This is a genomic window from Pseudomonas sp. PDM13 (assembly GCF_025685765.1).
GTDB classification, from domain to species: Bacteria; Pseudomonadota; Gammaproteobacteria; order Pseudomonadales; family Pseudomonadaceae; genus Metapseudomonas; species Metapseudomonas solani.
Genome location: NZ_JAOTQU010000031.1, coordinates 77010 through 94224 on the forward strand (window position 1 = coordinate 77010; position 17215 = coordinate 94224).

At 69.1% G+C, this 17215-nt stretch carries 2 protein-coding genes; both read right to left on the reverse strand.

Annotated features, from left to right (window positions below):
* Positions 1 to 45 precede the first annotated feature (45 nt).
* The gene (locus OEJ36_RS26310) at positions 46 to 12369 is read right to left on the reverse strand and encodes a non-ribosomal peptide synthase/polyketide synthase (RefSeq protein WP_263404019.1); all 12324 of its coding nucleotides are present in this window, start codon (positions 12367 to 12369) and stop codon (positions 46 to 48) included.
* A partial coding sequence (locus tag OEJ36_RS26315) for a non-ribosomal peptide synthetase (RefSeq protein WP_263404020.1) occupies positions 12369 to 17215 on the reverse strand: 4847 nt, incomplete at its 5' end. The genes OEJ36_RS26310 and OEJ36_RS26315, both read right to left, overlap by 1 nt.

A 17215-nucleotide genomic window follows, 5' to 3' on the forward strand; every position in this document is an offset into this window, starting at 1 on the left:
ACGCAGGTGGCGCCCCCCAGTAGTACGAAGGACCGCAACGAATACTTAGGCCGCCTGCGCGACGCAGTGCTCGATCAGCGCCTCCAGTTCGGCCTGGTAGGCCTGCATCAGTTGCTCGACGGTCTCGATGCGGTAGCGGCGATTGCTGAAGACACAGCGCAAGGCCAGCTGCCCGTCGTACACCTGCCCGACGATTTCCAGCCAGTTGCCCAGTGCCGCCATGGGGCTGTAGCAGCTGCCGTAGCTCTCGGCCGCCGGCACCAGCATGGCCTTGTCGTCGAAGCTCTGGTCGAACTGCCCCAGGTAGTTGAAGGTGACCCGCGCCTGGGGGGCGGCGCTCAACTGCGCGGCGACCTCCGGGCCACTCAGGTGGCGCAGGACGCCATAGCCGAGCCCCTTGTTCGGCACTGCCGCCAACTGGCGTTGCACGGCCCTGACCGAGGCGCCGATGTCGTCGTCCAGCCCCGGGGTGAGGCGTACCGGGAACATGCTGGTGAACCAGCCGACGGTGCGGCTCAGGTCGATGTCGGCCACCAGGTCCTCACGGCCGTGCCCTTCCAGCTGGATCAGCGCCGAGGCTTGCCCGCTCCAACGGCACAGCACGCGGCCCAGGGCTGCCAGCAATACGTCGTTGATCTGCGTCCGATAGACCGCCGGCACCTGCTTGAGCAGCTGCTGGGTGTGCACCTCGGACAGGGTCAGGTGGGCCACCGCCTGGTGTCGCACCTGGTTCTTGCCCCGCGGGTTGTCGCAAGGCAGCTCGCTGCCCGGCTGGCGCGCCTGCGCGAGCCAGTAGTCCCGCTCCTCGGCCGGGAAGCTCTCGGCATAGGCGCCCAGGCCTTCCGCCCAGGCACGGTAGCTGCTGGTGCGGAACGGGAAGCTTGGCGTCTCGCCCCTGTCATAGGCCTCGTAGGCCATCTGCAGGTCCTGCAGCAGCACCCGCCAGGAGACGGTGTCGATGACCAGGTGATGGATCACCATCAGCACCCGGGTCTCGCCGTTGGCCATGGCCACATGGGCGGTGCGCCAGACCGGGCCGTCGTGCAGGTCCAGGCTGCGCTGGACCTCCTCGGCGAACAGTTCCAGCTCCGCCTCGTCCACGACCTCCCGCTGCCAGAGCAAGGGCTCCGACGCCCAGAGCGCCTGCATCTCCGCCAACGGCTGGTAGTGCTGCAGGTTGCGCCCGCCAACCTCGGTGAAGCGCAGGCGCAGGGCATCGTGCTGCTGGACGATGCTGCGCAGCGCCAGCTCCAGGGCCGCCAGGTTCAATGCCTGGCGTGCGCGCAACATCAACGCCTGGTTGAAGTGGTGAGGCTCTTCCATGCGCTCGTCGAACAGCCACTGCTGGATCGGAATCAGGTTGAACTGGCCTTCGGCAGCCACCTGGGTGGTGTCCGCCTGGGGCTGATCCGCAACCGGTCGCTGCCCGAAAATCTCCTCGATGGTCTGGTGGCGCATCAGGTCCCGCAGCTTCAGCTCCATGTTCAGCTCCGGGTGGTTACGCACCCTCGACACCACCTGCAGGCTGAGGATGGAGTCGCCCCCCAGCTCGAAGAAGTTGTCGGTGATGCCCACCTGCTCCACCTGCAGCACCTCGGCCCAGACCTGCGCCATCAACTGCTCGTCGCGGGTGCGCCCGGCCACGTACTGGGTGCCCTTGAACTCGGGCTCCGGCAGCGCCTGGCGATCGAGCTTGCCGTTGGGCGTCACCGGCAGGCGCGGCAGGCAGATGATCTGCGCCGGCACCATGTAGTCCGGCAGGCTGGCCCGCAGCTCGGCTTTCAGGCGGTCGCCGATGGGCTCGCCGCCCGGCGTCACCACATAGCCGATCAGCTGCTTGCCCGAAGCGCTGTCCCGGGCGACCACGACGGCGTCGCCGACATCGCCCGACTGGCGCAGGCAGGCCTCGATCTCACCGAGTTCGATACGGAAGCCCCGTACCTTGATCTGGTGATCGATGCGGCCGACGTAGTCGAGCACGCCATCGGCGCGGCGGCGCACCAGGTCGCCACTGCGGTACATGCGATCACCCGGCTTGCCGAAGGGATCGGGCACGAAGCGCTCGGCGCTGAGCCCGGCACGACGGTGATAGCCGCGGGCGACGCCTTCGCCACCGATGTAGAGCTCGCCGGCGATGCCCGGTGGCAACGGGTTGAGGTTCTCGTCCAGCACATAGAGCGCGCGCTGCCCCACCGCGCGCCCGATGGGCGCATAGGCGGCTTCGCAGCGGGTGCTGGCCGGCACCTTCCACAGCATCGGGGTGACCACGGTCTCGGTCGGCCCATAGCCATTGGTGAAGTAGCGGGGACGCAGGGCGGCCTTCACCTGCTCGAAGGTCTGGTCCGGCACCGCGTCGCCGCCGAAGCAGTACACGCGCACCGGTGGCGGGGTCAGCCCGCTCTGCTCTGCGTATTCGGCCAGTTGCTTGAGGTAGGCCGGCGGGAAGCAGGCGATGCTGATGGCGTGCCGGTGCAGGGCCTCGAAGGTCTGCTCGGGCGTCCACAGCGCACCGTCGCGGATGACCAGGGTGCCGCCGCTGAACAAGGTGCTCAGCCAGCGCTCATGGGCCCCGTCGAAGGCGAACGACATGAAGTGCAGCTCGCGGGTCGCGGCATCCATCTCGTACAGCCTGGCGATCGCCTGGCAATGCATGCTCAGCGGGCCATGGGTCACCGCGACGCCCTTGGGCCGGCCGGTGGAGCCGGAGGTGTAGATCAGGTAGGCCAGGTTCTGCGCCAGCAGGCCGCTGTGCAGCGGCTCGGTGCTGCCGGCCCATTCGTCGAAGCCATCCAGCAGCAACACCTGCGGGCCATCCACCCGGGGCAACCGCTCCTGCACGCCGCTGTGGCTCACCAGCAGCGCCATGGCGGAGTCTTCGATCATGAAGGCCAGCCGTTCCGCCGGGTAGTCGATGTCGAGGGGGACGTAGGCCGCCCCGCTCTTCATCACCGCCAGGAAGGCCACGACCGTCTCCACGGAGCGTTCCAGGGCCACGCCGACTACTTTCTCCGGGCCTGCGCCGAGCGCCAGCAGGCGGTGGGCCAGCCGGTCCGAAAGGTTCGCCAGCTCGCCATAGGACAGTTGCCGCCCACCGCAGACCAGCGCCACGGCGTCCGGGCGCTCGGCGGCGTGGCGGGCGATCAGCTCGGGCAGCAGTGCCGTCGGCTGTTCATCGGCCACGGGCGCCGCGCTCCACTGGGCGAAGGCCTGCTGCTGCACGGGCGGCAGCAGCGCGAGGTTGCCCAGGGCCACGTCCGGCGAGGCGATCAGCACCTCCAGCATGTGCTCCATGGTGACGCGGATACGCTCCACCGCCTCGACGCTGAACGCGTTGCGCAGGAACAGGTACTCGATGGACAGCCGGTCCCCCAGGTGCACTGCCAGGTCCATGGGGAAGTTGGTCACATCGTGGTTGCGGGACGCACCGAAGCTCAGGCCGGTGTCGTTCTCCTCGCCCAGGCGTTCGTCGATCGGGTAGTTCTCGAACACCAGGATGCTGTCGAACAGCCCCTGGCCGCCCATTCCGGACCAGCGCTGGATATCCGCCAGGGGGGCGTGGGCATGCTCGCGGATCTCCAGGTTGTACGCCTGGAGCTGCTGCAGCCATTGCACCAGGGGCTGCTCCGCCCGCAGGGTCTGGATCACCGGCAGGGTGTTGATGAACAGGCCCAGGATGCTGTCGGCGTTGGCCAGGCTGGCCGGGCGCCCCGCCACGGTGGCGCCGAAGACCACGGTGGATTGGCCCGTGAAGCGTTGCAACAGCAGCAGCCAGGCGCCCTGGATCAGGGTGTTGGGGGTGATGTGCAGGTCGCGGCAGGCCTGCTGCAGGCGTCGGGTCTGCACCTCGTCCCAGCGGGTGTACAGGGCATCGTGGCCTGGCAGGTCCTGCACATGCCGGGGGAAGACCGACTGGCCGAGGAAGGTGGCCTGCTCCAGCTCGCCCAGGCGTGCCCGCCAGAACGACTCCAGGCTGTTTCCGTCCTGCCGCTTCAGCCAGGCGATGAAGTCACGGTAAGGCCCGTTGCGGGTCGCGACCTGGCCCTTGGCATAGAACTGCATGACCTCGCCGAACAGCCGCGAACTGCTCCAGCCGTCCATGAGGATGTGGTGGCAGGTCCAGATCAGCTGGTGGCGCTGCTCGTCCAGGCGCAGCAGCAACACGCGCTGCAAGGGTGCCTGCGCCAGGTCGAAGCCTTCCCGGTAGTCGGCCGCCGCGCGCTCGGCGAGGGCCTCTTCGCCCTGCTCGCGCTGCCGCCAGTCTTCCTGCCGCAGGTCCAGCGCCACATGGCGGTGGACGATCTGCACCGGCTCGCTCGAGCCGCTCTGCCAGTGGAAGCTGGTCCGCAGGATGTCCTCGCGGGCGATCACCTGCTCCCAGGCCCAGGCGAAGCGCTCGGCGTCGAGGCCCTCGACGGGCAGGCTGATCTGGTTGACGTACAGCCCGGTGGCGTCGTCGGCCAGGCTGTGGAACAGCATGCCTTCCTGCATCGGCGACAGCGGGTACACATCCTGGATCTGCGGCACCGCTACCGGCAGCGCATCCAGCTGCTTCTGGTTCAGGCCGGCGAGCGGGAAGTCGGACGGCGTCAGGCCCTGGATGCCCTCGTCGCAGCAATGGTCGATCAGCCGCTCCAGCGCAGCGCCATAGGCGCCCGCCAGGCGCTCCATCACGGCGATGTCGAACACCTCGCGACTGAAGGTCCAATCCAGGCTCAAGCGGCCATCGAAGACCTTGCCGTTGATGGTCAGCCAGTTGCCCAGGGGCACATCGTCGCCATGGCCGTCACCGCTGCCCTCCTCGCCCGGCACGAACAGCGCCTGCTCGTCGAAGCTCTGGTCGAACTGGCCCAGGTAGTTGAAGGTGATGCGGGCCTGGGGCAACCCGGCCAGGCGCTGCTGGATATCCGGCGCGCCCAGGTGGCGCAGCACGCCATAGCCGAGGCCCTTGTCCGGCACCGCCCGCAGTTGCTCCTTGATGCGCTTGATCGATTCCCCCGGGTTCTCCGAAGGGGTCAGCAGCACCGGGTACAGGCTGGTGAACCAGCCGACGGTGCGGCTCAGGTCGATGCCGTCGAAGATCTCCTCGCGGCCGTGGCCTTCCAGCTCCACCAGGCAGGCTGGCTGGCCGGTCCATTGGCAGACGGCCGTGGCCAGCGCGCTGAGCAGCAGGTCATTGACCTGGGTGCGATAGGCCGACGGGGCCTGCTTGAGCAGGCGCTGGGTCTGCTCGATGCTCAGCGACAGGCTCACCGAATGCCCATGCAGGGAGGCCTGGCTGCCTTCGGGGTTCGCCCTGGGCAATTCCGGCAGGGGCTGGTCGAGGCGGCTGGTCCAGTAGGCCAGCTCCCGCTCCAGCGCATCGCTTCCCGCATGGTCGTGCAGACGCTCGGCCCAGGTCCTGAATGCCGTCGACTTGGCCGGCAGCTTCACCGCCTGGTCGCGCGACAGCTGCTCGTAGGCGCTCTGCAGGTCTTCCAGGAGGATGCGCCAGGACACGCCATCCACCACCAGGTGGTGGATGGCCAGGTGCAGGCGCGAGCTGCCATCGGCCATGTCGATCAGGCTGCAGCGCAGCAACGGGCCCTGTTGCAGGTCCAGGCTGCGTTGCGCGCGGTTGGCCAGGGCGACGAGCTCATCGGCATCGCGAGCGGTGCCTTGCCAGACCTCGAGCGGTTGTGCAGCCACGGCCGCGTGGCGGGCCTTCCAGCTGCCGCTGGCGGTCCTGTGGAAGCGCAGGCGCAACGCATCGTGATGGGCGACGACCGCTTCGAGGGCCGCCCCCAGCCGCGCGACGTCCAGCGGCTCGCGCGGCGTCAGCAGGATCGACTGGTTCCAGTGCTGCGGCTGGGCGATTTCGCTGGCGAGGAAGCCCTGCTGCATGGGCAGCAGCAGGCTCTCTCCGGTGACAGGTCCCTGGTCCGCCAGGTTCGCCTCGCCCTGCTGGGCGACCTGGGCCAGGGCCTGGATGTTCTGGTGCAGGAACAGGTCCCGGGGCGCCAGGACGATGCCCCGCTGGCGGGCGCGGCTGACCACCTGGATCGAGTTGATCGAATCGCCACCCAGGGCGAAGAAGTTGTCGGTGATGCCCACCTCGGGCACGCCGAGCACCGCCTGCCAGATTTCCGCCAGGGTCCGCTCGACCTCGCTGCCGGGTGCCACATAGGCGCTCTGCGCCTCGTCCAGGCTCGGAACCGGCAGCGCCTTGCGATCCAGCTTGCCGTTGGGGCTCAGCGGCATGCGCTCCAGCGCGGTGATGTGCGGCGGCACCATGTGCTCGGGCAGGGTGCGCTGGAGGTGCGCGACCAGTTGCTCACGCAGGAGCGGCCAGTCCGGCGTTTCTCCCTGCAGGACCAGGTAGGCGCTGAGGTACTTGCCGCTGCGCCCGTCCAGGGCGACGACCACGGCCTCGCGCACGCCGTCATGGTCCAGCAGGCGCGCTTCGATCTCGCCCAGCTCGATGCGCAGGCCACGGATCTTCACCTGGTGGTCGATACGACCCAGGTAGTCGATGACGCCATCGGCGCGGTAACGGGCCAGGTCACCGGTGCGGTACAGCCGTTCGCCCTCCACGAAGGGGCTGGCCACGAAGCGCTCCGCGGTCAACGCGGGGCGGCGATGGTAGCCACGGGCAAGGCCCTGGCCACTGAGGTAGAGCTCGCCGCTGACGCCGACCGGCACCGGGTTCAGCTCGGGGTCGAGGATGTAGGTCATCAGGTTGGCGATGGGCTCGCCGATCGGCACCGCCTCGCGCCCTTCGTCGCGGCAGGTCCAGTGCGTCACGTCGATGGCCGCTTCCGTCGGGCCATACAGGTTGTACAGGGCGGCGCCGGGCAACCGGGCGAATACCTGCTGCTGGGCATCCACCGGCAGGGCTTCGCCACTGCAGACGATCCGGGTCAGGCTGCGGCAGCGCCCCGCGTTCTCGTCCAGCAGGAAGGCCTGCAGCATCGAGGGCACGAAATGCAGGGTGGTGACGGCCTCGTCTTCGATCAGCCGGATCAGCTGCGCGGGGTCGCGGTGGGCACCCGGCTCGGCGACCACCAGGCGCACACCGTACATCAGCGGCCAGAAGAACTCCCAGACCGAAACGTCGAAGCTGAACGGCGTCTTCTGCAGCACGCTGTCACCTTCGCCGAGCCCGTAGGCGTCCTGCATCCAGCACAGGCGGTTGGTCAGCGCGCCGTGGTTGTTGCCCGCGCCCTTGGGCTTGCCCGTGGAGCCGGAGGTGTAGATCACATAGGCCAGGTTCGAGGCGGCGAGCGGCACCTCGGGGTTGCCGGCCGGGTAGCCCTGCAACCGTGCCTCGCCATCGTCCAGCAGCAAGGTCTTCACGCCACCGGGTATCGGCAGCTGATCCTGCAGCCCGGCCTGGGTCAGCAGCAGCTCGATGCCGCTGTCCTCGATCATGTAGGCCAGGCGTTCGCGGGGGTATTCCGGGTCCAGCGGCACATAGGCGCCGCCGGCCTTGAGGATGGCCAGCAGGCCCACGACCATTTCCAGGCTGCGGTGCACCGAGATCCCCACCAGGGAGTCGGCGGTCACGCCCTGTTCGATCAGGCGGTGCGCCCAGCGGTTGGCCCGCGCGTTGAGCTCGCCGTAGCTGAGGGCCTGGCCGGCGAAGACCAGCGCACAGGCCGCGGGGTTAACCGCCGCCTGCGCCTCGATCAGGTGATGGACCGGCTGGTGGTTCGGGTAGTGGGCGCGGGTGCGGTTCCACTCGTAGAGCATGTGATGACGCTGCCCGGCGTCCAGCAGCGGCAGCTCGCCGACGGCCTGGCTGGGGCTGGCGACGATGCCACGCAGCAGGTTCAGCCAGTGCTGCCCCATGCGCTCCACGGTGGCGTGGTCGAATAGGTCGGTCGCATAGGACAGCGCGGCGGAAAGGCCCGCCTCGTACTCGAAGGTGTCCAGCGTCAGGTCGAACTGCGCGGTGCCGGCATCCCAGCTGAGCTCTTCCAGCGCCAGGCCGGCCAGGGACGTGACCTCGCGCTGCACCTCGCCGCCGTGGTTGAACATCACCTGGAACAGCGGGCTGTGGCTCAGGTTGCGCGCCGGTTGCAGCGCCTCCACCAATTGCTCGAAGGGCAGGTCCTGGTGCGCCTGGGCCTGCTGGGCGGTCTGGCGCACCTGGCGCAGCAGCGCCGCGAAGGGCGCGTGACCGTCGACCTGGGCCTTGAGTACCTGGGTGTTGACGAAGAAGCCGATCAGGCCTTCGGTCTCCAGGCGGTTGCGGTTGGCGATCGGCACGCCGACACGGATGTCGCCCTGCCCGCTGAAGCGGTGCAGCAGCACCTGGAAGGAGGCCAGCAGCACCATGAACAGGCTGCAGTTCTCGCGCTGCGCCAGCTGCTTGAGCGCAACCGCCAGGGTCGGCTCCAGGGCGATGGCGATGCGCGCGCCGCGATAGCTCTGTTGTGCCGGGCGCGGCCGGTCCGTCGGCAGCTCCAGGACGGGCTGCTCGCCTCCCAGCTGCGCGCTCCAGTAAGCCAGCTGGCGGGCCTGCTCGCCCTCCTCCAGCCAGCGCCGCTGCCAGTGGCCGTAGTCGGCGTACTGGATCGGCAGCTCCGGCAGCGCTAAGGGCTGGCCCAGGCTGTGGCCAACATAGAGTTTCAGCGTCTCGTCGATCATCACGCGCATCGACCAGGCATCGGAAACGATGTGGTGCTGGGTGAGCACCAGGACATGGTCGTCCTCGGCCAGCCGCAACAGCTTCACCCTCAGCAGCGGGCCGGCCTGCAGATCGAACAGGCGTTGGGTCTCGGTCTCCACCGCCGCCCGAATCGCCTCGTCGCTCGCGTCGGCGGCCAGCGCCTCTACCTCGATCACCACCGGCGCCGCCGGGTGGATCACCTGCAGGGGCCGCTCGCCATCCAGCACGAACGACGTGCGCAGGCTTTCATGGCGCGCGACCAGGGCGGCGAAGCTGCGCTCCAGCGCGGGCAGGTCCAGGGCGCCGCGAAGGCGCAGGGCCGCCGGGATGTGATAGGCGCTGCTGCTGGGCTCCAGCTGCCAGAGAATCCATTGCCGTTGCTGGGCATGGGAGAGTTCCAGCGGCTGCTCCCGGGAAACCCGGGGGATCGGTTGCTCGACCGGCTGCATGTCCTCTTCCAGGGCACGCGCCAGGGCATCGAGCTCGGGGTGGGCGAAGAGCAGGCGCAGCGGTACCTGGGCCTGCAGGGCCTGGCGCAGGCGCGCCATGACCTGGGTGGCGAGCAGCGAATGCCCGCCCAGTTCGAAGAAGCTGTCGTGCACGCCGACCCGGTCGACGCGGAGCACCTGCGCCCAGACCTCGGCGATGGTCCGCTCCAGTTCGGTGCGCGGTGCCACATAGGCCTTCTGCCATTGCCGCGCATCGGGCCTGGGCAGTTGCTTGCGGTCCAGCTTGCCATTGGGCGTGAGGGGGAAGCGCTCCAGCAGCACCGTGTACGCGGGCACCATGTAGTCCGGCAGCTTCAGGCGCAGGCGGTCGTTGAGGCTGTCACGCAGCCGGGCCTGGGCGTCGGCATCTTCGGCAGCCGGCATGTCGCGGGGCACGACATAGGCCACCAGCACCTGCCCGCCCGGGGCGTCCTGCGCCACCACGGCGACCTCGCGCACCTCGTCCTGTTCCTGCAGGCGCGCCTCGATCTCGCCCAGCTCGATGCGGAAGCCACGGATCTTCACCTGGTGGTCGATCCGGCCCAGGTACTCGATGATGCCGTCGGCACGGATACGGGCCAGGTCGCCGGTGCGGTACAGGCGCTCCCCGGCCTTGAAGGGATTGGGAATGAAGCGTTCGGCGGTCAGCCCCGGGCGCTGGAAGTAACCCCGCGCGAGGCCGTCGCCGGCGATCAGCAGTTCACCGGCCACGCCATGGGGCACGGGGGACAGGTCGGCGCCGACCACATAGAGCGCGGTGTTGTCGATGGGGCGTCCCAGCCAGGGCTCGGGGACCTCCTGGCCAAGCCCGTGGATAGCCGACCAGATGGTGGTCTCGGTCGGCCCGTAGAGGTTCCACACCTCGCCGCCCAGGGCCAGCATGCGGGCCGCCAGCTCTCGCGGCAGCGCCTCGCCGCCACAGAGGAAGGTGCAGCCACGCAGGACCTCCGCCCGCTCGTTGTCCAGCAGCATGCGCCAGGACGAAGGCGTCGCCTGCAGCACGTTCACCTGCTCGCGTTCCACCAGGTCCAGTACCGCGTAGGGGTCCTGGGCGACCTCGGGTCCACTCAGCACGATGCGCGCGCCGACCATCAGGGGCACGTAGATCTCCAGGCCGAAGATGTCGAAGGAGAAGGTGGTCAGCGACAGCACCCGGTCCCCGGCCACGACGCCCGGAACACGGGCCATGCTGGCGACGAAGTTGGTCAGCGCGCCATGGCGCACCATCACGCCCTTGGGGCGCCCGGTGGAGCCCGATGTGTAGATGGTGTAGGCGAGGTTTTCCGCTTCGAGCCGGGTGGGCAGGTCCGCGCCAGGGACGGCATCCAGCGAGTCGCCCAGTTCGTCCAGCAGCAGTGCCCGCACCGTCGTCGGTACCGGCAGGCGCTCGGCCAGCGCGCGCTGGGTCAGCAGCAGCTCGATGCCGCTGTCCTCGATCATGTAGGCCAGGCGATCCTCGGGGAACGCCGGGTCCAGCGGCAGGTAGGCGCCGCCGGCCTTGAGGATGGCGAGCAGCCCCACCAGCATGTCCACGCTGCGCTCCACCGAGAGCCCCACCAGCACGTCCGGCCCCACCCCCAGCTCGACCAGCCGGCCGGCCAGGCGATTGGCGCGACGGTTGAGATCGGCATAGCCCAGCCGTTCCCCGCCGATCACCAGGGCGATGGCGTCGGGATCACGCGCCACCTGGGCCTGGAACAGCTCATGGACGAAGCGCGCCTCCGGCAGCGCGACCGCCGTGTCGTTCAGCTCCACCAGCATCGCCTGCTGCTGGCTCGCATCCAGCAGCGGCAGCTCGCCGACGGCCTGCTCCGGCCTGGCCAGGATGCCGCGCAGCAGGTTCAGCCAATGGCCGGCCATGCGCTCCACCGTGGCGGCGCAGAACAGGTCGGTGGCGTAGGTCATGGAGGCGCTGATGCCGTCGGGATGCTCGAGCGTCTCCAGGGTCAGGTCGAACGACGCCGTGCGGGTCTCGCCCTGCAGCCCCTCGACCCGCAGCCCACCCACCGGCGCCCCGCGTGCAGGGCCCTCCGTCTGGTGGTTGAACAGCACCTGGAACAGCGGCGTATGGCTGAGGTTGCGCTCCGGCTGCAGCGCCTCCACCAATTGTTCGAAAGGCAGGTCCTGGTGGGCCTGGGCCCCCAGCGCCGCCTGCTTGACGTCCTGCAGCAGCGCGCGGAACGGCGCCTGGCCGTCGACCTCGCTGCGCAGGACCTGGGTGTTGACGAAGAAACCGATCAGGCGCTCGGTCTCCACCCGGTTGCGGTTCGCGGTGGGCACGCCGACGCGGATGTCGTCCTGCCCGCTGTAGCGGTGCAGCAGGGCCTGAAAGGACGCCAGGAGCAGCATGAACAGGCTGACGCCCTCACGCTGGGCCATCTGCTTCAACCCGGATGACAGGCCGTCGTCCAGCGCGACCTCCAGGCGCGCGCCGCGGTAGCTCATCACCGCCGGGCGCGGGAAATCGGTGGGCAGTTCCAGCACCGGCTGCCGCCCGCCGAGCAGGCCCGTCCAGTACTCCAGCTGCCGTTCGCGCTCGCCCGCTTCCATCCAGTGCCGCTGCCAGATGGCGTAGTCGACGTACTGGATCGGCAGCGGCGGCAACTCGGGCGCCTGGCCACGGCTGAAGCCGGCATAGAAGGTGACCAACTCCTCCACCATGACCTGCATCGACCAGCCATCGGAGACGATGTGGTGCAGCACCACTATCAGCAGGTGATCGTCATCGGCCAGGCGCAACAGGCGGACGCGCAGCAGCGGCCCGTTCTGCAGGTCGAAGAGCTGCTCGGTCTGCTCCTCGATCAATTGGCGCAGCTGCTCGGCATCCGGCACCTGCGCCAGGGGCTCGGCCACCAGCGTCAGCGGTGCCGGCGAGCCGACCCGCTGGGAGGTCGCCTCACCGTCCTGGACGAAGGTGGTGCGCAGGCTGTCGTGCCGCGCGACCAGGGCGTTGAAGCTGCGCTCCAGCGCCGCCACATCCAGCGCGCCATGCAGGCGCAGGGCCGTGGGCATGTGGTAGGCGGCGCTGTCCGGGTCGAGCTGCCAGAGGAACCATTGGCGCTCCTGGGCGAAGGACAGCGGCAGGCTGTCGAACGCATCGCTCACCGGCGGGATCGGCAGGTTCGCCGGCGACACGTTTTCTTCACGCATCTTCTGCAGGTACTGCCTGCGCTTCTCCAGTGGCAACGTGATGAAGCGCCTGGCGATGCGTAAAGCAACCGTGTTGTCCATCAAACCTCCTCCATTTCATCGAGCAGGGCCTCGAGCCTGCTCAATGTCGACGTACTCGTTGGCGCCCCGGTCTGTTGCAGCTGGGCGACGAAGTCCCCCAGTACCGGGTGCTGGAATATCAATTGCGGGGTGAGGCTCATGCCCAGCTCCAGTTGCAGGCGCGAAACCACGTTCACCGCCAGCAACGAGTGCCCGCCCCGTTCGAAGAAATCGTCGCCGAGCCCGACCTGATCGAGCTTCAGCACGTCCTGCCAGATGGCGGCGACCTTCAGCTCCAGCTCGCTGCCGGGCGCCACGTAGGCCACCTGCAGCGGGCGGGCATCCGGCGCCGGCAGTGCCTTGCGATCCAGCTTGCCGTTGGTGGTCAGCGGCAGGCGGTCCAGGAACACCACCTGGCCGGGCACCATGAAGTCCGGCAGGTGATCGGCCAGGCGCGCCTTCAGGCGTTCGCCGAGCACCGCTTCGGCCGGCTCCAGCGCACCCTCCTCGGCGACCACATAGGCCACCAGGGCCTGGCCGTCCGGGGCCAGGACCACGGCTTCACGCACCTCCGGCTGGGCCCGCAGGCGGGCCTCGATCTCGCCGAGTTCGATGCGCAGGCCACGGACCTTGACCTGGTGGTCGATGCGCCCGATGTATTCGATGACGCCGTCCACCGCGTAGCGCACCAGGTCCCCGGTGCGGTACAGCCGCCCGCCCTCGCGACCGCTGCGGGCGAAGGGATCGGGTATGAAGCGCTCGGCGGTCAGCGCCGGTCGCTGGTGATAACCACGGGCCAGCGAATCGCCGGCGATGTACAGCTCGCCCACGGCGCCAATGGCACAGGGCTGCAGCGCGCAGTCGAGAACATAGGTGCGCACGTTGCCCAGCGGGCGGCCGATAGCGACCGTGCGGCGCTCGTCACCCTCGGCGGCTGCCACGAGGTGGCTGGTGCTGTCGATGGTGGCTTCCGTCGGCCCGTAGAGGTTGTGCAGCTCACCGTCGAACAGCGCCATCGCCTGGTCCGCCAGGTGCTGGCCCAGGGCCTCACCGCCGCAGAGCAACAGGCGCAGGGAGGCCAGCTGCTCGCGCCGGGCCAGGGGCAGCAGGGCCTGCAGCAGCGAGGGGGCGAGCTGCAGGACGCTGATCCGCCAGCGCGCCACCTCGGCCCAGAGACGGGTCAGGTCGAGGTTCAGGTCCGGGCTCGCCAGGACCAGCTGCGCACCGCTCATCAACGGCAGCCAGAATTCCCAGACCGAGGCGTCGAAGCTGATCGCGGTCTTCTGCAGCACGCGGTCCTCGGCCTGCAGCGCCAGGCGGTCCTGCATCCACGCCATGTGGTTGCTCAGCGCGCTGTGGCGGATGCCCACGCCCTTGGGGCGCCCGGTGGAACCGGAGGTGTAGATCACATAGGCCAGGTTCTGCCCGTCCGGCGAAACCGCCGGGTCGCGCTCGTCGCGGCTGGCCAGCGCTTCGTCCAGGCCATCCAGCGCCAGGCAGCTCACGCCGCTGTCGGCGAACCGCGTCTCCAGGGCGCGCTCGCTGAGCAGCAGGGCGATGCCGCTGTCCTCGACCATGTAGGCCAGGCGGTCCTGCGGGTAGGCCGGGTCCAGCGGCACATAGGCGCCACCGGCCTTGAGGATCGCCAGCAGCCCGACCACCATCAGCGGCCCTCGCTGCAAGGCGAGCCCCACCAGCACATCGGGACCCACGCCGCGTTCGATCAGCAGGTGCGCCAGGCGGTTGGCTTGGGCGTTGAGCTGCCCGTAGATGAGGCTCTGCCCCTCTGCCAGCACGGCCACGGCCTGGGGCTGGCGCTGTGCCTGGAAGGCCACCCACTGGTGCACCTGGCGCGCATCCCGCGGCGCGGTCTCGGTGGCGTTCCACTGCTCCACCACGCGGGTGTGCATCGGTGCGTCCAGCAGGCCGAACTCGCCGAGACGACGCTGGGCATTCGAACCGGGCATCTGCATCAGCAGGTGCACCATCTGGTCACCGAGGCCCTGGATCGATTCGCGGGAATAGCAAGCGTTGGCATAGGTGAAGTGCAGGTTGAGGATGTCACTCAGATGAACGGCCAGGGCCAGCGGGAAATTAGTTTGTTCCCGGTTGCCGAGGGCGCCGAAGCCGAGCCCGTCCGGTGCGCTGTCCTGCAGCGCCTGGGAGACCGGGTAGTTCTCGAACACCAGCAAGGTGTCGAACAGGCTGTCCCCGCCCTGCCCCGCCCAGCGCTGGATGTCGTACAGCGGCGTGTGCTCGTGCTCGCGCAGCGCCAGGTTCTGCGCCTGCAACGCCTGCAGCAGGTCGACGAGGGGTTGCTCGGGACGCGGGCTGGCGATCACCGGCAAGGTGTTGATGAACAGGCCGATCTGCTCCTGGATGCCCCGCAGTTCGGCCGGGCGACCGGCCACCGTGGCGCCGAACGCAACGCCGTCCTGCCCCGTGTGGCGTTGCAGCAGCAACAGCCAGGCGGCCTGCACCAGGGTATTGAGCGTGACCTTCTGTTGCCGGGCGAACTCGCCCAGGCGCTGGCATTCCTCCCGCGAAAGCGAGCGATGGAAGCTGTCGTGACTGGGCTCGTCGACCCGGGAGGCGCGCGGCTGGTCCGGCCCGGCCAGGCGGGTCGGCGCGTCGAGGGCCGCCAGTTGGCCACGCCAGAAGGTTTCGCTGGCAACGGGATCGCGCCCCGCCAGCCAGGCGATGTAGTCGCGGTAGCGCCCGCCCTGGCGCACCACCTGCTGCCCCGCATAGCGCTGCAGCACCTCGCCAAGCAGCTGCGAATTGCTCCAGCCATCCATGAGGATGTGGTGGTGGGTGTAGACCAGGTGCCAGGCGCCTTCGCCGACCTGCACCAGGGCCAGGCGCAGCAAGGGCGCACGGGCCAGGTCGAAGCCCTGCTCCAGCTCGGCGGTCGCCAGGGCATCGAGCGCGGTGGTCAGGTCATCGCGGCCACGCCAGTCGTGCCGTGCGAAAGGAACCTCGACCTGGCGCTGGACGACCTGCAGCGGCCGCTCCAGGCCACCTTCCCAGATGAACCGGCTGCGCAGGATGTCGTGGGCTTCCACAGCTTCCTGCCAGGCCCGCTGGAAACGCTCGGGGTCGAGCCCCTGCATGTCCAGGCGCATCTGGTTGATGTAGTGGCCGGTGCCCGGCTCATACAGGCTGTGGAACAGCATGCCCTGCTGCATCGGCGTCAGCGGGTAGAGGTCGTCGACCTCGCGAGCGGAAACCGGCAGCGCATCCAGCTGCCCCTGGCCGAGCCCGGCCAGGGGGAAGTCCGAGGGCGTCACGCCCTGGTTGATCGGCTGGGCGCAGTGTTCGATCAGCTGCTCCAGCTCGGCGGCATAGTCATCGGCCAGTCGCTGGATCGTCTGCTCGTCGAACTGCTCGCGGCTGAAGGTCCAGCCCAGGCTCAGCTCGCCGTCGTACACCTGGCCGTTGAGGCTCAGCCAGTTGCCCAGGGGCGCCAGCGGGCTGTGGTCGGCGCCGGAACCCTCGCGGGCCGGGCGGAACAGTGCCGCCTGGCTGTCGTCGAAGCTGCCGTCGAACTGGCCGAGGTAGTTGAAGGTCAGGCGCGGCTCGGGCAGTGCCCGCAGCGCGGCACGGGCGCTCTCGTCCCCCAGGTAGCGCAGCGCACCGAAGCCCGTGCCCTTGTCGGGAACGGCCCGCAGCTGCTCCTTGATCGCCTTGATCGACGCCGCCAGGGCGCCCGCCGGCGTGAGCTTCACCGGGAACAGGCTAGTGAACCAACCGAGGGTGCGGGTCAGGTCGATGTTGGGGAACAGCTCCTCACGGCCATGGCCTTCCAGCTGGATGAGGGTGTTCGGCTGCCCGGTCCAGCGGCAGATCACCCGTGCCAGCGCGGTGAGCAGCAGGTCGTTGACCTGGGTGCGGTAGGCCTTGGGGGCCTCCAGCAACAGGCGACGGGTCGCCTCCCGGCCCAGCTGGGTGAACAGGGTGCGCGCCAGGCGCACCTCACGGGGTGCATCCGGATGCTCGCAGGGCAGCTCGGCGCAGGCGTCCTGCAGGTGCTCCTGCCAGAACCCCAGCTGCCGTTGCAGGGTTTCGCTGCAGGCATGGCGCTGCATCTGCTCGGCGAACGCCTTGACCGAACTGGTCTTGGACGGCAGCCGCACCGGCTCGCCGCCCTGCACCTGGCGGTAGGCGATCTGCAGGTCGTCGAAGAGGATGCGCCAGGAGACGCCATCGATCGCCAGGTGGTGGACCACCAGCTGCAGGCGCTGGCTGCCGTCCGCCAGGGTGGCCAGCACCGCGCGCAGCAGCGGGCCGTCCTGCAGGTCCAGGCTGCGCTGGGCCCGCTCGAGCAGCGCGTCCAGGGCGGCGGCATCCGCGACACGGGCCTCCCAGAGCAGGCTGGCATGCGCCCAATCCTGCTCCTGGCGATCGAGGTCACGGTGGGTCGCTTCCCAGCCTTCCACGCCCTCGACGAAGCTCAGGCGCAGGGCATCGTGATGCCTGACCAGGCTGCGCAGGGCCTGCTCCAGCACCCCGGGCTGCAACGGGCTGGCCGGGGCCAGCAACACCGACTGGTTGTAGTGATGGCGTTCGGGGATGGGCTCGGCGAAGAAGGCTTGCTGGATCGGCAGCAAGGGCGTGCTGCCCAGGACCGGCCCCTGGTCCACGACGAACGCTTCGTCGCCCACCTGCGCAACGCCGGCCAGTGCCTGGATGGTCTGGTGCTGGAACAGGTCCTTGGGCGTGATGCGGATGCCGTCCTGACGGGCGCGGCTCACCACCTGGATGGAGATGATCGAGTCGCCGCCCAGTTCGAAGAAGTTGTCGTTGAGCCCCACCCGCTCCAGCTTCAGCACGTCCTGCCAGATCACCGCCAGGCGCTGCTCCAGCT

Coding starts and splice junctions, on each gene's coding strand:
- OEJ36_RS26310 (WP_263404019.1), bottom strand. CDS start 12,369: ATGGACAACACGGTTGCTTTACGCATCGCCAGGCGCTTCATCACGTTG.